The sequence below is a fragment of the Nocardia asteroides genome (genome assembly GCF_021183625.1).
GTDB classification, from domain to species: Bacteria; Actinomycetota; Actinomycetes; order Mycobacteriales; family Mycobacteriaceae; genus Nocardia; species Nocardia asteroides_A.
Window position 1 is genome coordinate 5,572,801 of record NZ_CP089214.1, and the last position, 14,162, is coordinate 5,586,962.

The 14,162-nt window shown below is 71.9% G+C and carries 17 protein-coding genes and 1 tRNA gene; 7 read left to right on the forward strand and 11 right to left on the reverse strand.

What is annotated here, in order from left to right; genetic code table 11:
• Positions 1–9 precede the first annotated feature (9 nt).
• From LTT61_RS25745 to LTT61_RS25760, 4 genes are read right to left on the reverse strand one after another with little or no spacing between them, the layout of a single operon-like run.
• A complete protein-coding gene (locus tag LTT61_RS25745; protein ID WP_233016607.1) occupies positions 10–1,158 on the reverse strand; it encodes a thiolase domain-containing protein in 1,149 nt (382 codons plus the stop codon).
• Complete coding sequence (locus LTT61_RS25750) at positions 1,155–2,225, reverse strand: lipid-transfer protein (protein ID WP_233016608.1); 1,071 nt, start codon at positions 2,223–2,225, stop codon at positions 1,155–1,157. Before LTT61_RS25750 ends, LTT61_RS25745 begins: the two co-directional genes overlap by 4 nt.
• Positions 2,218–2,691: a Zn-ribbon domain-containing OB-fold protein gene (locus LTT61_RS25755; protein ID WP_233021194.1), complete on the reverse strand. Its 474-nt coding sequence runs from the start codon at positions 2,689–2,691 to the stop codon at positions 2,218–2,220. Before LTT61_RS25755 ends, LTT61_RS25750 begins: the two co-directional genes overlap by 8 nt.
• A complete protein-coding gene (locus LTT61_RS25760; RefSeq protein ID WP_233016609.1) occupies positions 2,685–3,146 on the reverse strand; it encodes a Zn-ribbon domain-containing OB-fold protein in 462 nt (153 codons plus the stop codon). The genes LTT61_RS25755 and LTT61_RS25760 overlap by 7 nt, the downstream gene beginning before the upstream one ends.
• A 175-nt stretch (positions 3,147–3,321) precedes the next feature.
• On the opposite strand from LTT61_RS25760, the gene LTT61_RS25765 reads away from it, so the two are divergent.
• Positions 3,322–4,854 (forward strand): aldehyde dehydrogenase family protein, encoded by a 1,533-nt coding sequence (locus LTT61_RS25765; protein ID WP_233016610.1) that lies wholly within the window; start codon positions 3,322–3,324, stop codon positions 4,852–4,854.
• A gap of 22 nt (positions 4,855–4,876) precedes the next feature.
• Here LTT61_RS25765 and LTT61_RS25770 read toward each other — a convergent pair whose 3' ends face one another.
• On the reverse strand, positions 4,877–5,761 hold the full coding sequence (locus LTT61_RS25770; RefSeq protein WP_233016611.1) for a LysR family transcriptional regulator ArgP: 885 nt from the start codon (positions 5,759–5,761) through the stop codon (positions 4,877–4,879).
• Between the two features lie 71 nt (positions 5,762–5,832).
• Here LTT61_RS25770 and LTT61_RS25775 point away from each other — a divergent pair, with 71 nt between their 5' ends.
• Positions 5,833–6,582, forward strand: coding sequence for a LysE/ArgO family amino acid transporter (locus LTT61_RS25775; protein ID WP_233016612.1), 750 nt, complete (start codon positions 5,833–5,835; stop codon positions 6,580–6,582).
• Between the two features lies 1 nt (position 6,583).
• Here the strand turns inward: LTT61_RS25775 and LTT61_RS25780 are convergent, their stop codons facing one another.
• Positions 6,584–7,321, reverse strand: coding sequence for a glucose 1-dehydrogenase (locus tag LTT61_RS25780; protein WP_269821800.1), 738 nt, complete (start codon positions 7,319–7,321; stop codon positions 6,584–6,586).
• Positions 7,322–7,438: 117 nt separating this feature from the next.
• Between LTT61_RS25780 and LTT61_RS25785 the strand changes: the two genes are divergently transcribed.
• Entirely contained in the window at positions 7,439–8,332 is an 894-nt protein-coding gene (locus tag LTT61_RS25785) for a metal-dependent hydrolase (RefSeq protein WP_233016613.1), read from the forward strand.
• Complete coding sequence (locus LTT61_RS25790; protein ID WP_233016614.1) at positions 8,329–9,414, forward strand: PDR/VanB family oxidoreductase; 1,086 nt, start codon at positions 8,329–8,331, stop codon at positions 9,412–9,414. The genes LTT61_RS25785 and LTT61_RS25790 overlap by 4 nt, the downstream gene beginning before the upstream one ends.
• A gap of 4 nt (positions 9,415–9,418) precedes the next feature.
• On the opposite strand, the gene LTT61_RS25795 is transcribed toward LTT61_RS25790, so the two are convergent.
• On the reverse strand, positions 9,419–9,934 hold the full coding sequence (locus LTT61_RS25795; RefSeq protein WP_233016615.1) for a hypothetical protein: 516 nt from the start codon (positions 9,932–9,934) through the stop codon (positions 9,419–9,421).
• A 54-nt stretch (positions 9,935–9,988) separates the two neighbouring features.
• The gene (locus LTT61_RS25800) at positions 9,989–10,417 is read right to left on the reverse strand and encodes a hypothetical protein (protein WP_233016616.1); all 429 of its coding nucleotides are present in this window, start codon (positions 10,415–10,417) and stop codon (positions 9,989–9,991) included.
• 224 nt (positions 10,418–10,641) lie between these two features.
• Between LTT61_RS25800 and LTT61_RS25805 the strand changes: the two genes are divergently transcribed.
• Positions 10,642–10,791, forward strand: coding sequence for a hypothetical protein (locus LTT61_RS25805; protein WP_233016617.1), 150 nt, complete (start codon positions 10,642–10,644; stop codon positions 10,789–10,791).
• Between the two features lie 45 nt (positions 10,792–10,836).
• Here LTT61_RS25805 and LTT61_RS25810 read toward each other — a convergent pair whose 3' ends face one another.
• Positions 10,837–11,274, reverse strand: coding sequence for a nitroreductase/quinone reductase family protein (locus LTT61_RS25810; RefSeq protein ID WP_233016618.1), 438 nt, complete (start codon positions 11,272–11,274; stop codon positions 10,837–10,839).
• 114 nt (positions 11,275–11,388) lie between these two features.
• On the opposite strand from LTT61_RS25810, the gene LTT61_RS25815 reads away from it, so the two are divergent.
• Positions 11,389–11,465: transfer RNA gene (locus LTT61_RS25815), tRNA-Ile, on the forward strand.
• A gap of 276 nt (positions 11,466–11,741) precedes the next feature.
• Positions 11,742–12,599, forward strand: coding sequence for a pentapeptide repeat-containing protein (locus tag LTT61_RS25820; protein WP_233016619.1), 858 nt, complete (start codon positions 11,742–11,744; stop codon positions 12,597–12,599).
• On the opposite strand, the gene LTT61_RS25825 is transcribed toward LTT61_RS25820, so the two are convergent.
• A complete protein-coding gene (locus LTT61_RS25825; RefSeq protein ID WP_233016620.1) occupies positions 12,575–13,366 on the reverse strand; it encodes a class I SAM-dependent methyltransferase in 792 nt (263 codons plus the stop codon). The genes LTT61_RS25820 and LTT61_RS25825 overlap by 25 nt on opposite strands.
• Before the next feature lie 94 nt (positions 13,367–13,460).
• Positions 13,461–14,009 (reverse strand): hypothetical protein, encoded by a 549-nt coding sequence (locus LTT61_RS25830; protein WP_233016621.1) that lies wholly within the window; start codon positions 14,007–14,009, stop codon positions 13,461–13,463.
• Between the last annotated feature and the right edge of the window lie 153 nt (positions 14,010–14,162).

The window sequence follows — 14,162 nt, forward strand, 5'->3', positions numbered from 1 at the left end:
CTCCTCGGATCAGGGCCGGTCGCTGCCGACGACCCACAGGGCGTGGAACTGGGAGGCGCCGCCCATTGCGTGCCCGACGGCCAGGCGCGCGCCGTCCACCTGGTGCTCGCCCGCGGTGCCGCGCACCTGCAGCGCGGCCTCGGCGAAGCGGAGCAGCCCGGTGGCGCCGGTGGGGTTGCCGGAGAGCACGCCGCCGGAGGGGTTCACCGGCAGCCTGCCGCCGAAGGCGGTGCTGCCGTCGTCGACGAGTTCCCAGGCGCGGCCCTCCTCGGCCAGCCCGATGTTCTCCAGCCACATGGGCTCGTACCAGCTGTACGGGATGTACAGCTCGGCGGTGTCGATCTCGGTGGCGGGGTCGGTGATCCCGGCCTGGCGGTAGGCGTCGGCGGCGCACTGGCGGCCCGCCTCCGGGTTCACCTCGTCGCGGCCGGCGAAGTGGCCGGTCTCGGTGCGCCAGGACATGCCGTGGATCCAGGCGGGCGGGTGCGTGCCGCCGCCGGTGTCGTCCGCGCCGGTGACCACGATGGCGCAGGAGCCGTCCGAGGAGGGGCAGGACTCCAGGTAGCGGATGGGGTCCCAGAGCATGCGCGATCCGCGCACCTCCTCGACGGTGATGTCCGGGCGCTGGATGTGCGCGTACGGGTTGCGGGTGGCGTTGAGCCGGTGGTTCACCGCGACCTGCCAGCCGATGTGCTCGGGCGCGCCGGAGCGGCGGATGTACTCGCGGATGATCGGGGCGAAGTGCGCGCCGGCGCCCGCGCCGAGGTGCGCGCTGAACGGGAGGCCGCGGGAGAGCGCCCAGGTGAAGTCGCCCTCGGATTCCTTGGAGTAGGCGACCACCAGCACCCGCTTCGCCAGCCCGGCCTGCACCAGGTGCGCGCCGTAGATGGCGGCGTGCCCGCCGACGCTGCCGCCGGTGAACACCCTGGTCACCGGCAGGCCGCGGGCGCCCATGGCGTCGGCCAGGTAGAGCTCGGGGTTCATCACGCCGTCGAACAGGTCGGGGGTCTTGGAGAGCACCACCGCGTCGATGTCGGCGAACTCCAGCCTGGCGTCGGCGAGCGCGGCGTCCACCGACTCGCGCACCAGCGCGCCGATGGTGACCTCGCGCCGCTTGGCCTGCCTGCTCTGCCCGATCCCGACCACAGCGGTTCTCATCGGTCACCCTCCAGCAGGCAGATCATGTTCTGTTGCAGCGCCGGGCCGTTGGTGGCGTGCGCCAGCGTCCGCCCGGCCCGGCCGCGCAGGATGTGCGCCGCCGCCTCGCCGATCCTGATGAGCCCGGTCGCGGTGGCCGGGCGGCCGGTGAGCGGGCCGCCGCCCGGGTTGATCGGGGTGGCGCCGAGGCCGAGCGCGGCGGCGAGGAACGGCTCCTGATAGCTGTACTCGGTGTGCAGCTCGGCGATGTCGACGTCGGCGGCGGCGAACCCGGCGAACTCGGCCGCCTTCGCCGCCGCGCGGGTCACGGTGTCGCACTCGGTCAGATCCCGCGCGCCGAGGTAGTGCGTGTCCATCCGGTGGTCGATGCCGCGCAGCCACGCCGGGCGTTCGGTCAGCGCCCGCGCGGTGTCGCCCGCGGCGAGCACCAGCACGGCGGCGGCGTCGCCCGCGGGGCCGCAGTCGTGCGCGCGCAGCGGGCTGGCGATGTACGGCGCCGCCAGCAGCTCCTCGACCGTCACCACCCCGCTGACCTGCGCGCCCGGCTCGTCCACGGCGGCGGCGAGGCTGCGCGCGACCACCTCGGCCAGCTGCTTCTCGTCCAGCGCGCCCGCGGCGAGCAGCGCGGCGGCCTGCAACCCGGCGGCGGCGTCGCGGTGCGGGCGCAGCGGGGCGAGGAAGTAGGGGTCGAGCTGGGCGGCCATGACCTGGTCCAGGTCGCTGGGGAGCGCGGCGCGGCCGATCCCGTACACCACCGCGATCGCACCCTCGCCGAGCTGCAGCCAGGTCCACGCCTCGTGCAGCGCCCAGGCCGCGTCCATCTCGACGTGCGACTCGGAGATCGGCGGCCAGGCGCCGACCGCGTCCAGCGAGTCGATGTAGGCGAAGGTGCGGCCCTCGAAGAAGTCGTGGCTGCCGGAGGCCCAGAAGTCGACTCGGTCGCGGGTGATCCCGGCCGCGGTCAGCGCGCGGCGCATGACCGGGAGCAGGATCTCGGCCATGTCGACCTCGCGGTCGGCGGCCTTCCCCGGTGACCGCTCGTACGCCACCACCGCGACATCACGCATCGGAGCCGCCCGCCGTCGGCCGGAAGTACCGGATGCTGTCCAGGGAGTGCGTCAGCTCGGCCTCCTCGGCCCACACCGGCTCCACCTCCATGCCGATCTGCAGTGCGGCCGAGTCGATCTCGCGCACCAGGTGCATGAGCCTGGTGTCGGCGCCGTGCACCTGGATCTGCGCGACCGCGTACGGCGGGTCGAACCGCTGCCCGGGGAAGGGGAAGTTGACGACGCAGAAGGTGCGCACGGTTCCGGTGCCCGCCAGCGGGAAGGGCGCGCCGAGCTCGGTGAGGCAGCGCGAACAGAACTCCGGCGGCGGCAGGTACACCTGCGCGCAGCCGGGGCAGCGCCTGGCCAGCAGCTCGCGCCGGGCGAGGCCGCGCAGGAAGAGCGAGCGCCCGCCGCCGGCCACGTAGGTGTAGTCCATCTTGAACGGGCTGGTGAACGTGGTCACCGGGGCGGGCAGGGTCACGATTCCTCCAGGGGCTCGAAGCAGACGATGTCGCGGATGCTGCCCTCCCGCTCCGCGCGCCAGCGCACCCTGACCCGCAGCCCGACACCGATCGAATCCAGCTCCCCGCCGACGTCGACGGCGTGGAAGAGCGCCCCCTCGGTGCCGTCGATCCGGATCAGCGCCCAGGCGAAGTGGCCGGGGCCGAGTTCGTCGTGCTCGCGGCTCGGCACCCCGGTCCAGCCGAGCACCGTGCCGACGTCGGGGAGTGGAACGAGTTCGCCGGTGGGGCGCGCGGTGTCCGGGTCGATCTCCAGCGGCGGGCAGAGCACGGTGCCGCGGTCGGTGCGGGCGCCGAAGAGCCGCGCCTCGCGGAGCCCGCCGAAGAACACGCCGAGCGTGGGCCCCACCGTGCGGGTGAACGGGAACTCGACGCTGTAGGGCGCGGTGAGGCTGGAATCAGCGGGTTCGCTCGGCACGGAGCCTCCTCGGGTGGGGATCGCCCACCGATCGTGGACCGGGACCGCGGCGATGTCAATCAACTGATTGAACCGACGCGGACCGGTCTGCTCGGACAGGTGTACAGCTGTGCGCCGGTGTCGTAAGCTCGAGCATAATTAGAACCTGTTACACCACTTGGTGTGAGGAGATCGCATGGCCATCGTCGAAACGCTGCCGCCGACCGCCGACGGGCACCGCAGGCTCGGCCTGCGCTCGCCCGCGGACGGGGCGGACGTCGGCGAGATCGTGGTGCGCACCCCGGATGAGGTCGCGGCCGCGATCGCGACGGCCCGCGCCGCCCAGCCGGGCTGGGCCGCGCGGCCGGTCAAGGAGCGCGCCGCGATCATCCGCCGGGCCGTGCAGGTGCTGGTGGATCGCCGCGAGGAGATCGCCGCCACCGTGCGCGCGGAGACCGGCAAGCCACTGGTCGAGGCGCTCGCGGTGGAGATCCTGCCCTCCTGCGACTTCCTGAACTACTGGAGCGGCCGGGCGGTCAAGGACCTCGCCGACGAGAAGCGGCGGCTGCACGGTTATCTCGCGCCGCTGAAGAAGCTGGTGGTGAGCTACCGGCCGCTCGGCGTCGTCGGCGTGATCACACCGTGGAACGGGCCGTTCGTGCTCTCGATCAACCCGGTGGCGCAGGCGCTGCTCGCCGGGAACGCGGTGCTGCTCAAGCCGTCCGAGGTCACCCCGCACTCCGGGGAGTGGGCGGTGAAGGTGCTGCACGAGGCCGGGGTCCCCGAGGACGTGCTCCAGGTGCTGCACGGCGACGGGGAGACCGGCGCGGCCCTGGTCAACGGCGACATCGACAAGATCTCGTTCACCGGAAGCGTGCCGACCGGCAAGCGGATCGCGGCGGCCTGCGCCGAGCGGCTCATCCCGTGCACGCTCGAGCTCGGCGGCAAGGACGCGATGATCGTCTGCGCCGACGCGGATCTGGAGCGGGCCTCGGCGGGCGCGGTGTACCTGTCGATGTTCAACAGCGGGCAGGTCTGCGTCGGCGTCGAGCGGATCTACGTGGTGGAGAGCGTGGCCGACGAGTTCGTCGCCAAGGTGCGGGAGAAGGCGGCGGCGGTCACCTACGGCGCGGGCAAGGACGTCGGCCCGCTCTTCTGGGATCGCCAGCTCGATATCGTCAGCAAACACGTGCAGGACGCCAGGGACAAGGGCGCCACCGTGCTGCTCGGCGGGGAGCAGGACACCGCGGACGGCGTCTACTTCCAGCCGACGCTGGTCGTCGACGTCACGCACGACATGGAGCTCATGCGCGAGGAGACCTTCGGCCCGATCGTCTCGATCATGCGGGTCGCCGACGAGGACGAGGCCGTCCGGCTCGCCAACGACTGCGCGTACGGGCTGAGCGGCAGCGTCTTCACCAGGGACCGCGCCAAGGCGGTCCGGCTGGCGCGCGAGCTGCACACCGGGTCGGTGGTGCACAACGACGCCTCGGTCATCTACGGGGTGCCGGAGGCGCCGTTCGGCGGGCGCAAGAACAGCGGGCTCGGGCAGGTCAACGGCATCGACGCGCTGCGCGGGTTCACGCACGCGCAGCCGGTGCTGATCGACCGCTGGGGGCCGAAGAAGGAGAGCATCTGGTACCCGTACGCCGACGAGATGGTGCAGACGCTCGACCGCACCATCCGGCTCGGCTTCGGGAGCAAGATCGCGCGCAAACTCATGCGCTGACCTGCGGGGGGCCGGCTCCGCGTCAGGGACCGGCCGGACGGAGGGTGCCGGCCGCCGCGATGGCGATGGCGGCGGCCAGCGCCTCCAGCGCGGGTGACTCCACCTTCCACTGCTGCCAGTACAGCGGCACGTCCACCGTGGCGTCGCCGTCGATCCGCACCAGCTCCGGCGCCGCCGTGAGCTGCGGTTCGGCGACCATGCCCCAGCCGAGGCCGAGCCGGATCGCGGCGACGTAGGCGTGCGGGGTCGGGACGAAGTGCCGCGGCGCCGTCACCGGGCGCCTGGTCCGCCTGCGCAGGTACTCCTCCTGCAGGTTGTCCTTGCGGTCGAAGTTCACCACCGGGGCGCGGGCGAGTGATTCGGCGTCGGCGCCGTCCGGGAACCAGGTCGTCGCGAACTCCGGCGCGGCCATCGGCCGGTACCGCATGATCCCGAGCGGCCGCACCGAGCAGCCCTGCACCGCGCGGCGGGTCGCGGTGACGGCGGCGACCACGGTGCCGTCGCGCAGCAGGGCGGTGGTGTGCTCCTCGTCCTCCCGGTGGATCTCGAAGCTCAGCCCCGGCGGGGTGCGGGCGAGCGCGGGCATCACCCAGGTGTCGAGCGAGTCGGCGTTCACCGCGAACGGCAGCCGCACCGGGGTGCTCCCGTCCTCCGCGCCGAGCTCGCGGGCGGTCTCCCCGACGAGCAGCTCCAGCTGCCTGGCCAGGCGGAGCACGGCGGTCCCGGATTCGGTGGGGCGCACCGGCTTCACGCGCTGGACCAGGATGCGCCCCGCCGCGTCCTCCAGCGCCTTGATGCGCTGGCTCAGCGCCGACGGGGTGAGGTGCAGGCGGCGGGCGGCGGCCTCGAAGGTGCCCTCGGTGACCGCCGCGCTGAGTGCGCGCAGCTGGTCGAGCTGCAGGTCCATGTTCAGCGATTCTAATGGTGCGTGAAAATATTCAGTTGGACTGCTGGCCGGGGCGTTCCTAGTTTGGCTGGGTGACCTCGACCTTCTCCTCCGCCCTCTCCGGTTTCGGCTTCGGCCTCTCGCTCATCGTGGCGATCGGCGCGCAGAACGCGTATGTGCTGCGGCAGGGGATCACCCGCACGCACGTGGCGGCGGTGGTCGGGGTGTGCGCGGTCTCGGACGTGCTGCTCATCGCGGCGGGGGTCGGGGGGTTCGGGGCGGTGCTGCGCTCGGCGCCCGAGGTGCTGGTGGTGGCGCGCTGGGCCGGGGCGGCGTTCCTGTTCGGGTACGCGGCGCTGGCGCTGCGGCGGGCGTGGAGTCCGGCGGCGCTCTTGCCCGCCGATCCCGAGCCGGGCGACTACGTGGCCTCCGGCGCGGTCCTGGTGCGCGCCGCCGCCGCAGCCACCGGGGGTGACGCTCCGGCGGGAGCCGCGAGCGGCGGCGGCCCCGGGCCGCTGGGTTCGGTGGCCTCCGGCCCGAGCCGGACCGTTCCGGCGCTCGGCGCGACCATCGCCACCACCCTGGCCCTGACCTGGCTCAACCCGCACGTCTACCTGGACACCGTCGTCCTGCTCGGCTCCTTCGCCTCGGCGCACGCCGGCGCCGACAGGTGGTACCTCGCGGCGGGCGCCATGACCGCGAGCGTCCTGTGGTTCGTCGCGCTCGGCTACGGCGCCCGCCTGCTCGGCCCGCTCTTCGCCCGCCCCGGCGCCTGGCGGGGCCTGGACGCCGCCATCGCGCTGATCATGGTCGCGCTCGGCGCCGGGCTGCTGCTCGGCTGACTCAGGACTTGTGCGGCACCCCGACGGTGAGCCCGCCGTCCACCACGAACTCCGCGCCGGTCGAGTACGACGACTCGTCCGAGGCCAGGAAGACCACCAGCGCCGACACCTCCTCCGGATCCGCGCCGCGGCCGAGCGGGATCTGCAGGAAATCCTCCGGGATCCCCTCGGTCATCGGCGTCCGGATCAGCCCCGGGTGCACCGAGTTCACCCGAATTCCCTGCGGCGCCAGCTCCAGCGCCGCCGACTTGGTGAGCCCGCGCACCGCGAACTTGGTCGCCACGTACCCGTGCAGCCCCGCGCTGCCGCGCAGCCCCTCCACCGACGAGATGTTCACGATCGACCCGCCGCCGGACTTCCGCAGCAGCGGCACCGAGGCCCGCATCCCGAGGAAGGTGCCGGTCAGGTTGATGTCGATGATCTTCTGCCACTCGCTCAGCTCGAAGTCGGGCAGCAGGTTCCCGTTCACGATCCCGGCATTGTTGACCAGCACGTGCAGCCCGCCGAACCGCTCCTCGGCGGTGCGCACCGCGGCGCCCCACGCCTCCGGATCGCGCACGTCCAGCGGGACGTACACCGCCGCGTCGCCGAGCTCGTCGGCCAGCGCCGCGCCCGGCTCGTCCAGGATGTCGCCGAGCACCACCTGCCCGCCGTGCGCCACCACCGCCCTGGCGTGCGCGGCGCCCATGCCACGGGCCGCGCCGCTGATCAGTGCCACTTTGCCGCTGAGTCGGCTCACCGGATCTCCTCACTTCGGTCGAACGTCGGCCCCGAACTTACGCCGCTCATTGCTGTTACCAGGTGTTGCAGATATTCCGTACGCACGGTTACGGTAATCGCGGATGAAGGAGTACCGATGACGCTGCTTCGACGGCTCACCCGCCGCGCCGACCCCGACCCGGGGACGGTCGCGCTGCGGGCGCGCGCGGTGCGCTTCGACTGGGCAGCCACGCCCCTGCACTGGATGCCGCGCGAGCCCATCGCCTCGCACCTGATCAACGCGCTGAACCTGCTGCTCCCCGAGGGTGAGCGGATGTTCTGCGCCGCCTACGGCGAGGCGCTGCCGCTGGTCCGCGACGAGCGGCTGCGCGCCGCCATGCTCGGCTTCGTCGGCCAGGAGGCGGTGCACGCCGACACGCACGAGAAGGTGCTGCACGAGGTGCTCGGCGCGGCGGGCATCGACCCGGGGCCGTACCTGCGGCAGGCCGAGTTCCTGTTCCGGCGGACGCTGGGGCCGCGGGCGGACGGCTCGGCGCAGCTGCTGGTCGAGCGGCTCACCTTCATCGCCTGCCTGGAGCACTTCTTCGCCTACCTCGGCGACTGGGTGCTCAATGCGGATCTGGAGGGGTTCGGGGCCGATCCGCGGATGGCCGACCTATACCGCTGGCACGGCGCGGAGGAGGTGGAGCACCGGCACGTGGCGCACGACGTCGCGGTGTACTTCGGGGCGGGTTACCTGCGGCGCTCCGCGGTGATGGCGCTGACCTTCCCGGTGTTCCTGCTGCTCCTGCTGCGCGGGACGCGCTTCCTGGTGCGGCAGGATCCGGCGCTGCCGGATCACGGGTATCCGCTGCTCGGGCTGCGGGTCGGTGCTGCCATGTGGCGCGGGGCGCTCCCGGGTGTGCCGTCGCTGCTGCGCAGCGCCGCCAGTACTTTCGTGCCGGGTTACGACCCGGGCGGGGTCGGGTCGACGGCGCAGGCGGTGGCGTATCTCGCGCAGTCCCCGGCCGCGCGGGCGGCGGCCTCGTGACCGGCACGCTGCCCGCCGACCTCTTCGGCGCCGGCCGCCCGGACCGCGCCCTCCGCGTGGTGCACGCGCTCGCCTCCGCCCGCCTGCGCTGGTCCGCGCTGACCCACCGCCGCGCCCCGGTCACCGCGGTGCACGCCGACCGGTTGCCGCTCATCGTCGCGCGCCGCGAACAGGTCGCCGACGACGTCGTCGCCCTGACCTTCCGCGCCCCCGACGGCAGCCGTGTACCCCGCTGGCACCCCGGCGCGCACCTGGACCTGGAACTCCCTTCCGGCCGCTTCCGCCAGTACTCGCTCTGCGGCGACCCGGACGACCGCCACGCCTACCGCATCGCCGTCCGCCGCGTCGACGGCGGCGCGGGCGGCTCCCTGGAGCTCCACGGCTCCGTCCGCACCGGAAGCTCGCTGGTTGCTCGCGGCCCGCGCAATGCCTTCCCGTTCGCGGTCCCCGGCTTCGGATCACCCGCGCACCGGCTGCTTTTCGTGGCGGGCGGCATCGGCATCACCCCGATCCTGCCCATGCTCGGCCTCGCCGACCGGCTCGGCGCCGACTGGTCCCTGACCTACACCGGCCGCTCCCGCGCATCCCTCCCGTTCCGCGCCGAACTCGCGAGCTACGGCCGCCGCGTCCACATCCGCACCGACGACCGCGACGGCCCGCCGGACGCCGCCGCCCTGCTCCCCGGGATCGCCCCCGGCACCGCCGTCTACTGCTGCGGCCCCACCGGCCTGACCGACACCGTGCTCGCCGCCACCCGCACCCTGCCCGGCGTCGAGGTGCACTTCGAGCGCTTCGGCCCGGCCCCGGTGCGCGACGGCGTCCCGTTCGAACTGGAACTCGCCCGCACCGGCGAGGTACTCACCGTCCCCGCCGACCGCTCCGCGCTCGACGTCCTGCTCGCGGCGCGTCCCGACCGGCTCTACTCGTGCATGCAGGGCTTCTGCCGCACCTGCGTCACCAGGGTCCTGGCCGGCGACCCCGAGCACCGCGACGGCGCGCTCACCCCGGCCGAGCGCGCGGCAGGCGACCTGCTCCCGTGCGTCTCCCGAGCCGATGGCGGCCGCCTCGTCCTGGACGTCTGAGCGCTTACCCCGCGGCGAGCCGCGCCAGCTCCGACTCCACCGCCGCCACCTGGTCCGCGCACACCCCCCACGGCCGCTCCACCCCGACCACCGTGTCCAGATCCCAGAGCACGCACCGCTCGCCCGGCTGCGCCACCAGCGACCAGGCCACCACCGTCCGCCCGAGCTGCCGCCGCACCGGCTCCGGCGTGCCGCGCAGCGGCCCGGCGCCGTCGGGGTAGTGGTGCAGGAAGCGGCCGTACGCGGCCGCGCAGAAGTCCGCGTACCGCTCGGTGCAGAGGATGAGCCCGTGCCAGGCCTCGTCCACCGCGTGCGAGGGCATGCCGATCATCCGGCCGTCGCGCAGCGCCGCCCCGCAGCAGCGCAGCCACTGCCGCAGCCCGGTGATCACCAGGTCGCGCGGCTGCCACGGACAGGTCTTGAAGACCGGCTCGACGAGTTCCAGTGCGGCGACGGCACTTTCGACGCGGCCCAGGTCGATCGCGGGCCGCGCGGCCGCGCGGGAGCGGAGGAGCGCCACCGCCCCACTGTAGCCAGCGGCACCGATTCGCGCTGCTCGGAGCCGGTTTCGGCGCTACCATTCGGCCATGATCGCCGTTCTCGTCGTCGCGCTGGTGCTGCTGGTGCTGGTCTTCCTCGTCATCGGCTTCCTGGTGTGGCGCCTGGTCGCGAGCGCGCACGACCAGATCGGCAATTTCACCTCGTCGATCGGCAGCGGCTCCTCGCCGTGGAGCGCCGCCGACTCCGGTACGTCCTGGTCGGACAGCGGCTCGGGCTTCTCCGGTGGCGACTCCTCCGCGCACCACCACTCGCACGACCCCCATTCCCACGGTTCCTCCTGCTCCAGCGGCAGCTCGTGCAGCAGTGGCTCCTCGTGCAGCAGCGGGAGTTCGTGCAGCAGCGGCAGCAGCTGCGGCGGGGGTTCCTGACCGTTTCCGCCAGAACCCGGTGCCATCAGGCGTTGCTGGTCGATAACTAATTCGATCGATCCGGGCACACCCATGATGCGTCCCGCTTCCCTCCACCGGGGCTATCCCTCGGCTTGGTCCGAAATTTGTCGGAAATCACAATTTCGGCCCGGTCGGGAGCTGTGATTACGTACAAGCAGGGCCGATGCCGAATAACAATCCATCCCGAATGGTTTGGGTGACCGCAAGTTCGGGAAACTTGGAAGTACAGACCGGTTACGCGGTGCGGTAGCTCGATTGCGGGGCTACTGTGCCGTCCGTGGAAATTCTGATCGTGGTCGCGGTCGTAGCAGTCGTTCTGTTCATGGTCATCGGAGTCGTGCAAATCGCCAGCCGTCCCCCGCTGGATCGCAGTCGCTGGGATAATGTCGAACCCAGGGAGGCGCGCATCGACAGCGGTCCCCGCTAACCCCCCGTTCCGCGTCCGGTGCGTTCGCGCATCGGACGCGACGGATCACGCCCGCTTCGTCGGCGTCAGCACCACAACGGCCAGCGGCCGCGCGGTCAGCTTCTGATAGTCGGTGTACCGCCCCTGATTCACCCCGTCCACGATCGTCCACCGACGCAGGTACTCCGGATCCCCCGGATACGTCGGCTTCGCCGTCACCGCGATCTTCTCCCGCCCGACCTGGATCGCGCACTCCGGCCGCGCCTTCACATTCGCCAGCCACCCCGGAGCCCGGTCCGCCCCGCCGTTCGACGCCGTCACCAGGAAGTCGTCCCCATCCCGGCCGTAGGTCAACGCCGCCACCCGCGGCTCCCCGGTCTTCCGCCCCACGGTCCGCAGCAGCAACGTCGGATTCCCGAGCAGCACCCGATGCCCCAACCGCCCGTCACTGCGCTCGTACACCCACTGATGCGCCTGCAACAGCCGCACGAACACACTCGCCATCACGGCCTCCGGAACCTCGCGGGTACGTCCCGTTCACCCTAGTGCCGAGCTCGCAACTGGTGTCCGGATCAGGTGAGCCGGTAGCATCCGGTGGCACTCGTGATCACGAGGTCGGGGGCGGTAGCTCAGTCGGTTAGAGCCGTGGACTCATAATCCATTGGTCGCGGGTTCGAGCCCCGCCCGCCCCACCAGCACCGAATTCGCACCGGGAAACGCCCATGCCGGTTCGATGGTTATGGATCGATGTTCGGCATGATCGCGAGATGCCCCCCGGTTCGCCGCGCCGACCGAGTTCTTCGACCCCGCGCAGGGTCGCGGGCACCGGCCTGCGCCGACCGGCTCCGAGCCGACCGCGCCGGAATCTTCCTCCGCCTCGGCGGGGCAGGTTGCGGCGCAGCACAGCGGCCCAGCGGCTCCATATTCCGCATGCTGTCAGATTTCGCGCGCTCCGGAATTTCCTCCGCGGCGTGGCCGAGCGATTCCGGGGGATCACCATCGCCGAGGTCGCGGGGCTCGTCACCGCGTTGACGGCTATCGGGGCGGTGCTCTTCACCGCCAGGTCGTTCGAGGCGAGCCGGTTGCAGGTCGAGACGCAGCGGGAGACGCAGATCAACGACCGGTACTACAAGGCGGTGTCGCAGCTCGGCTCGGAGAATCTCGATATTCGGCTCGGCGCGATCTATTCGCTGGAGCGGTTGGCGGTCGATTCCCCTCGGGATCACTGGGGTGTGTTCTCGGTCCTCTCGGCGTTCGTCCGGACGCATGCGCCGGTCGGCGAGTCGTGCGACTCGATCGGGGGAGATGCGGCGGTCGCTCCGGATATCGAGGCCGCTTCGACCGCGATCGCCCGCCGGGGGTACGAGGAGGACGGGGAGGCGAAGACGCGCGGCGAGGAGATTCACGCCGTCGATGTGGGCGGCGCGTGTCTGGCCGGCGTGTTGATGGTGGACGTGACGTTGACGAATACGGATTTCCGGGAATCCGACCTGAGCGGCTCCGTCATCAACTCGTCGACGGTCTTCGATACGAACTTCGACTCGGCCGACCTCAGGGGGATGGCGATGAACGACTCCGCGGTATGGCGGAGTACGTTCCGGGGCGCCGACCTCGCCGGCGCGAGTTTCGAGAAGTGTGACCTGAACGAGGTCGGGTTCCAGAATGCCGACCTGAGCGGGGCGCGGTTCGGGTCGACGTCGCTGGAGCATGTCGATCTGAGCGGTGCCGAGCTGACCGGGGTCGATCTGAGCGGAGTCGCCGTCGCCGGCGTGAAATACGACGACAGCACTGTCTGGCCGGTGGGTTATCTGCCGCCGCCGAGCCGCTGAGTGTTCTTGGCCGCGCTCAGCAGGAAATACGCGTAGTTCCGGTCGAGCTCGTTCTCCGGGACCAGGTGAACCGCTTCCGGCCGGAAGCCGTTCTCCTCCGCGACCTTCCAGAATTTGTCGATCGGGAAAATCGTCTGCGAGGCGAGGTTCCGGGCGTAGTTGCGCCTGGGGGCGGTCCTGCCGTCGCTGTCGCGGTACTTGACCTGGATGAAGGCGACTCCGCCCGCGGCGAGCACCTCCCGGGCGATCCGGAGGATCCGGGTGGCGTACTCGGCGGAGGGCAGCAGCTCCACGACGTAGAGGCAGAGGAACACATCGCAGCTCGCGCGCCCGATCGCCGCCACGGCGGCCTCGGGCTTCTCGACCTCGACGAGCAGCGGCTCGAAGTCGACGTCGCAGGCGGCGAGCGTGTGCGCGCGGCATTCGTCGAGGCTCGCCTGCACGACGTCGACCGCGACGAACCGCTTCGCGCGGGGAGCGAAGGCGACGGCGTTGGCGCCGCCGCCGCACCCCCACTCGAGCACCGTTCCGAACGACGGCGGGGCGTCGAGCACCCGCGCGAGCTTGTCGAAGAGCGCCAGGTGGTCCTGCCCCACCTGCTCCCACTGCCCGGGGATTCCCGTTCGCCAGTGCGAGTTGCCCGCCCACGCCGGCTCGGCGGGGCTGGTCCAGTACTGCGCCGCCTCGGCGATGACCCGATCCTCGGACCGCCTGGGTCCGATCCGGTCGAGCGCCTCGCGCCCGCGCCTCCTCAATCGCCGCGTCATACCCCTAGCCCTGTCCTCCACCGGTTCCCCCTTGCGGCCGATGCTGCCTGCCCCGAGTCTAGGGGGCTGGCGTCCTCGTTGTGGGTGCGGAGTCTCAGGCGCGGAAGGTGCCCGATTCCGGCCACTCCCCGCTCGGTCTGCCCTGCTGCTCCGCCCAGACCACCGCGTGGCCGCACGCGGTGTGGGTCACCTCGCTGTCGGTGCTGTAGTAGTAGTTCTGCTTGTCGATGGTCAGCAGGTGCTCGCTCGGCTCCTCGGCGGGCGGCTCCGCCAGGGAGCGGGCGGTGACCCGGTACCGGACCTCGGCCGGGGTATCGGCGACGCGGTGCATGTCGATCTCCCAGAGCGGGGGGTATAGCTGGTAGCCGCGCACCGGGTTTCCGGCGCGGACGTCCTCGTCGTACTGCTCGCCGATGGTCAGCGGGTGCAGGCTGGTGTGCGCGGTGACCGCGCCGGTGCGCCGATCCACGACGTAGTTGCCGAGGCCCATGCCCATGCCGGCCGCGAGCTCGTCGTCGGTGAGCTGCTGCTGGCAGACCCAGCCGTACTCGCAGGGGTAGACCGCGAACGGGCGGTCGGTGCCGAGAACCTCGGCGAGGTAGCGGTGTACCTGTTCGTCGTTCTCGGGTGGACTTGGGGTCATGGGGTTCTCGTTCCTCCGGTACCACGAGCGGGGTGCGCGTTCAGAGTGTCGCCGAACCGGGAACGCCGGATGACCCCGGGGTGTCCGGGACGTCAATTGCGCTCTGTGGCAATTCGGCTGGTGCATGCCGCGAGGTGCGGTTCCGGCGGCGGC

What these genes read in the sequence shown, in the direction of transcription:
- LTT61_RS25825 (WP_233016620.1), bottom strand. Translation starts at nt 13,366, where the DNA reads ATGACGCGGCGATTGAGGAGGCGCGGGCGCGAGGCGCTCGACCGGATC.
- LTT61_RS25750 (WP_233016608.1), bottom strand. Translation starts at nt 2,225, where the DNA reads ATGCGTGATGTCGCGGTGGTGGCGTACGAGCGGTCACCGGGGAAGGCC.
- LTT61_RS25785 (WP_233016613.1), top strand. Translation starts at nt 7,439, where the DNA reads ATGACGCTGCTTCGACGGCTCACCCGCCGCGCCGACCCCGACCCGGGG.
- LTT61_RS25770 (WP_233016611.1), bottom strand. Translation starts at nt 5,761, where the DNA reads ATGGACCTGCAGCTCGACCAGCTGCGCGCACTCAGCGCGGCGGTCACC.
- LTT61_RS25745 (WP_233016607.1), bottom strand. Translation starts at nt 1,158, where the DNA reads ATGAGAACCGCTGTGGTCGGGATCGGGCAGAGCAGGCAGGCCAAGCGG.
- LTT61_RS25830 (WP_233016621.1), bottom strand. Translation starts at nt 14,009, where the DNA reads ATGACCCCAAGTCCACCCGAGAACGACGAACAGGTACACCGCTACCTC.
- LTT61_RS25800 (WP_233016616.1), bottom strand. Translation starts at nt 10,417, where the DNA reads ATGGGTGTGCCCGGATCGATCGAATTAGTTATCGACCAGCAACGCCTG.
- LTT61_RS25765 (WP_233016610.1), top strand. Translation starts at nt 3,322, where the DNA reads ATGGCCATCGTCGAAACGCTGCCGCCGACCGCCGACGGGCACCGCAGG.
- LTT61_RS25810 (WP_233016618.1), bottom strand. Translation starts at nt 11,274, where the DNA reads ATGGCGAGTGTGTTCGTGCGGCTGTTGCAGGCGCATCAGTGGGTGTAC.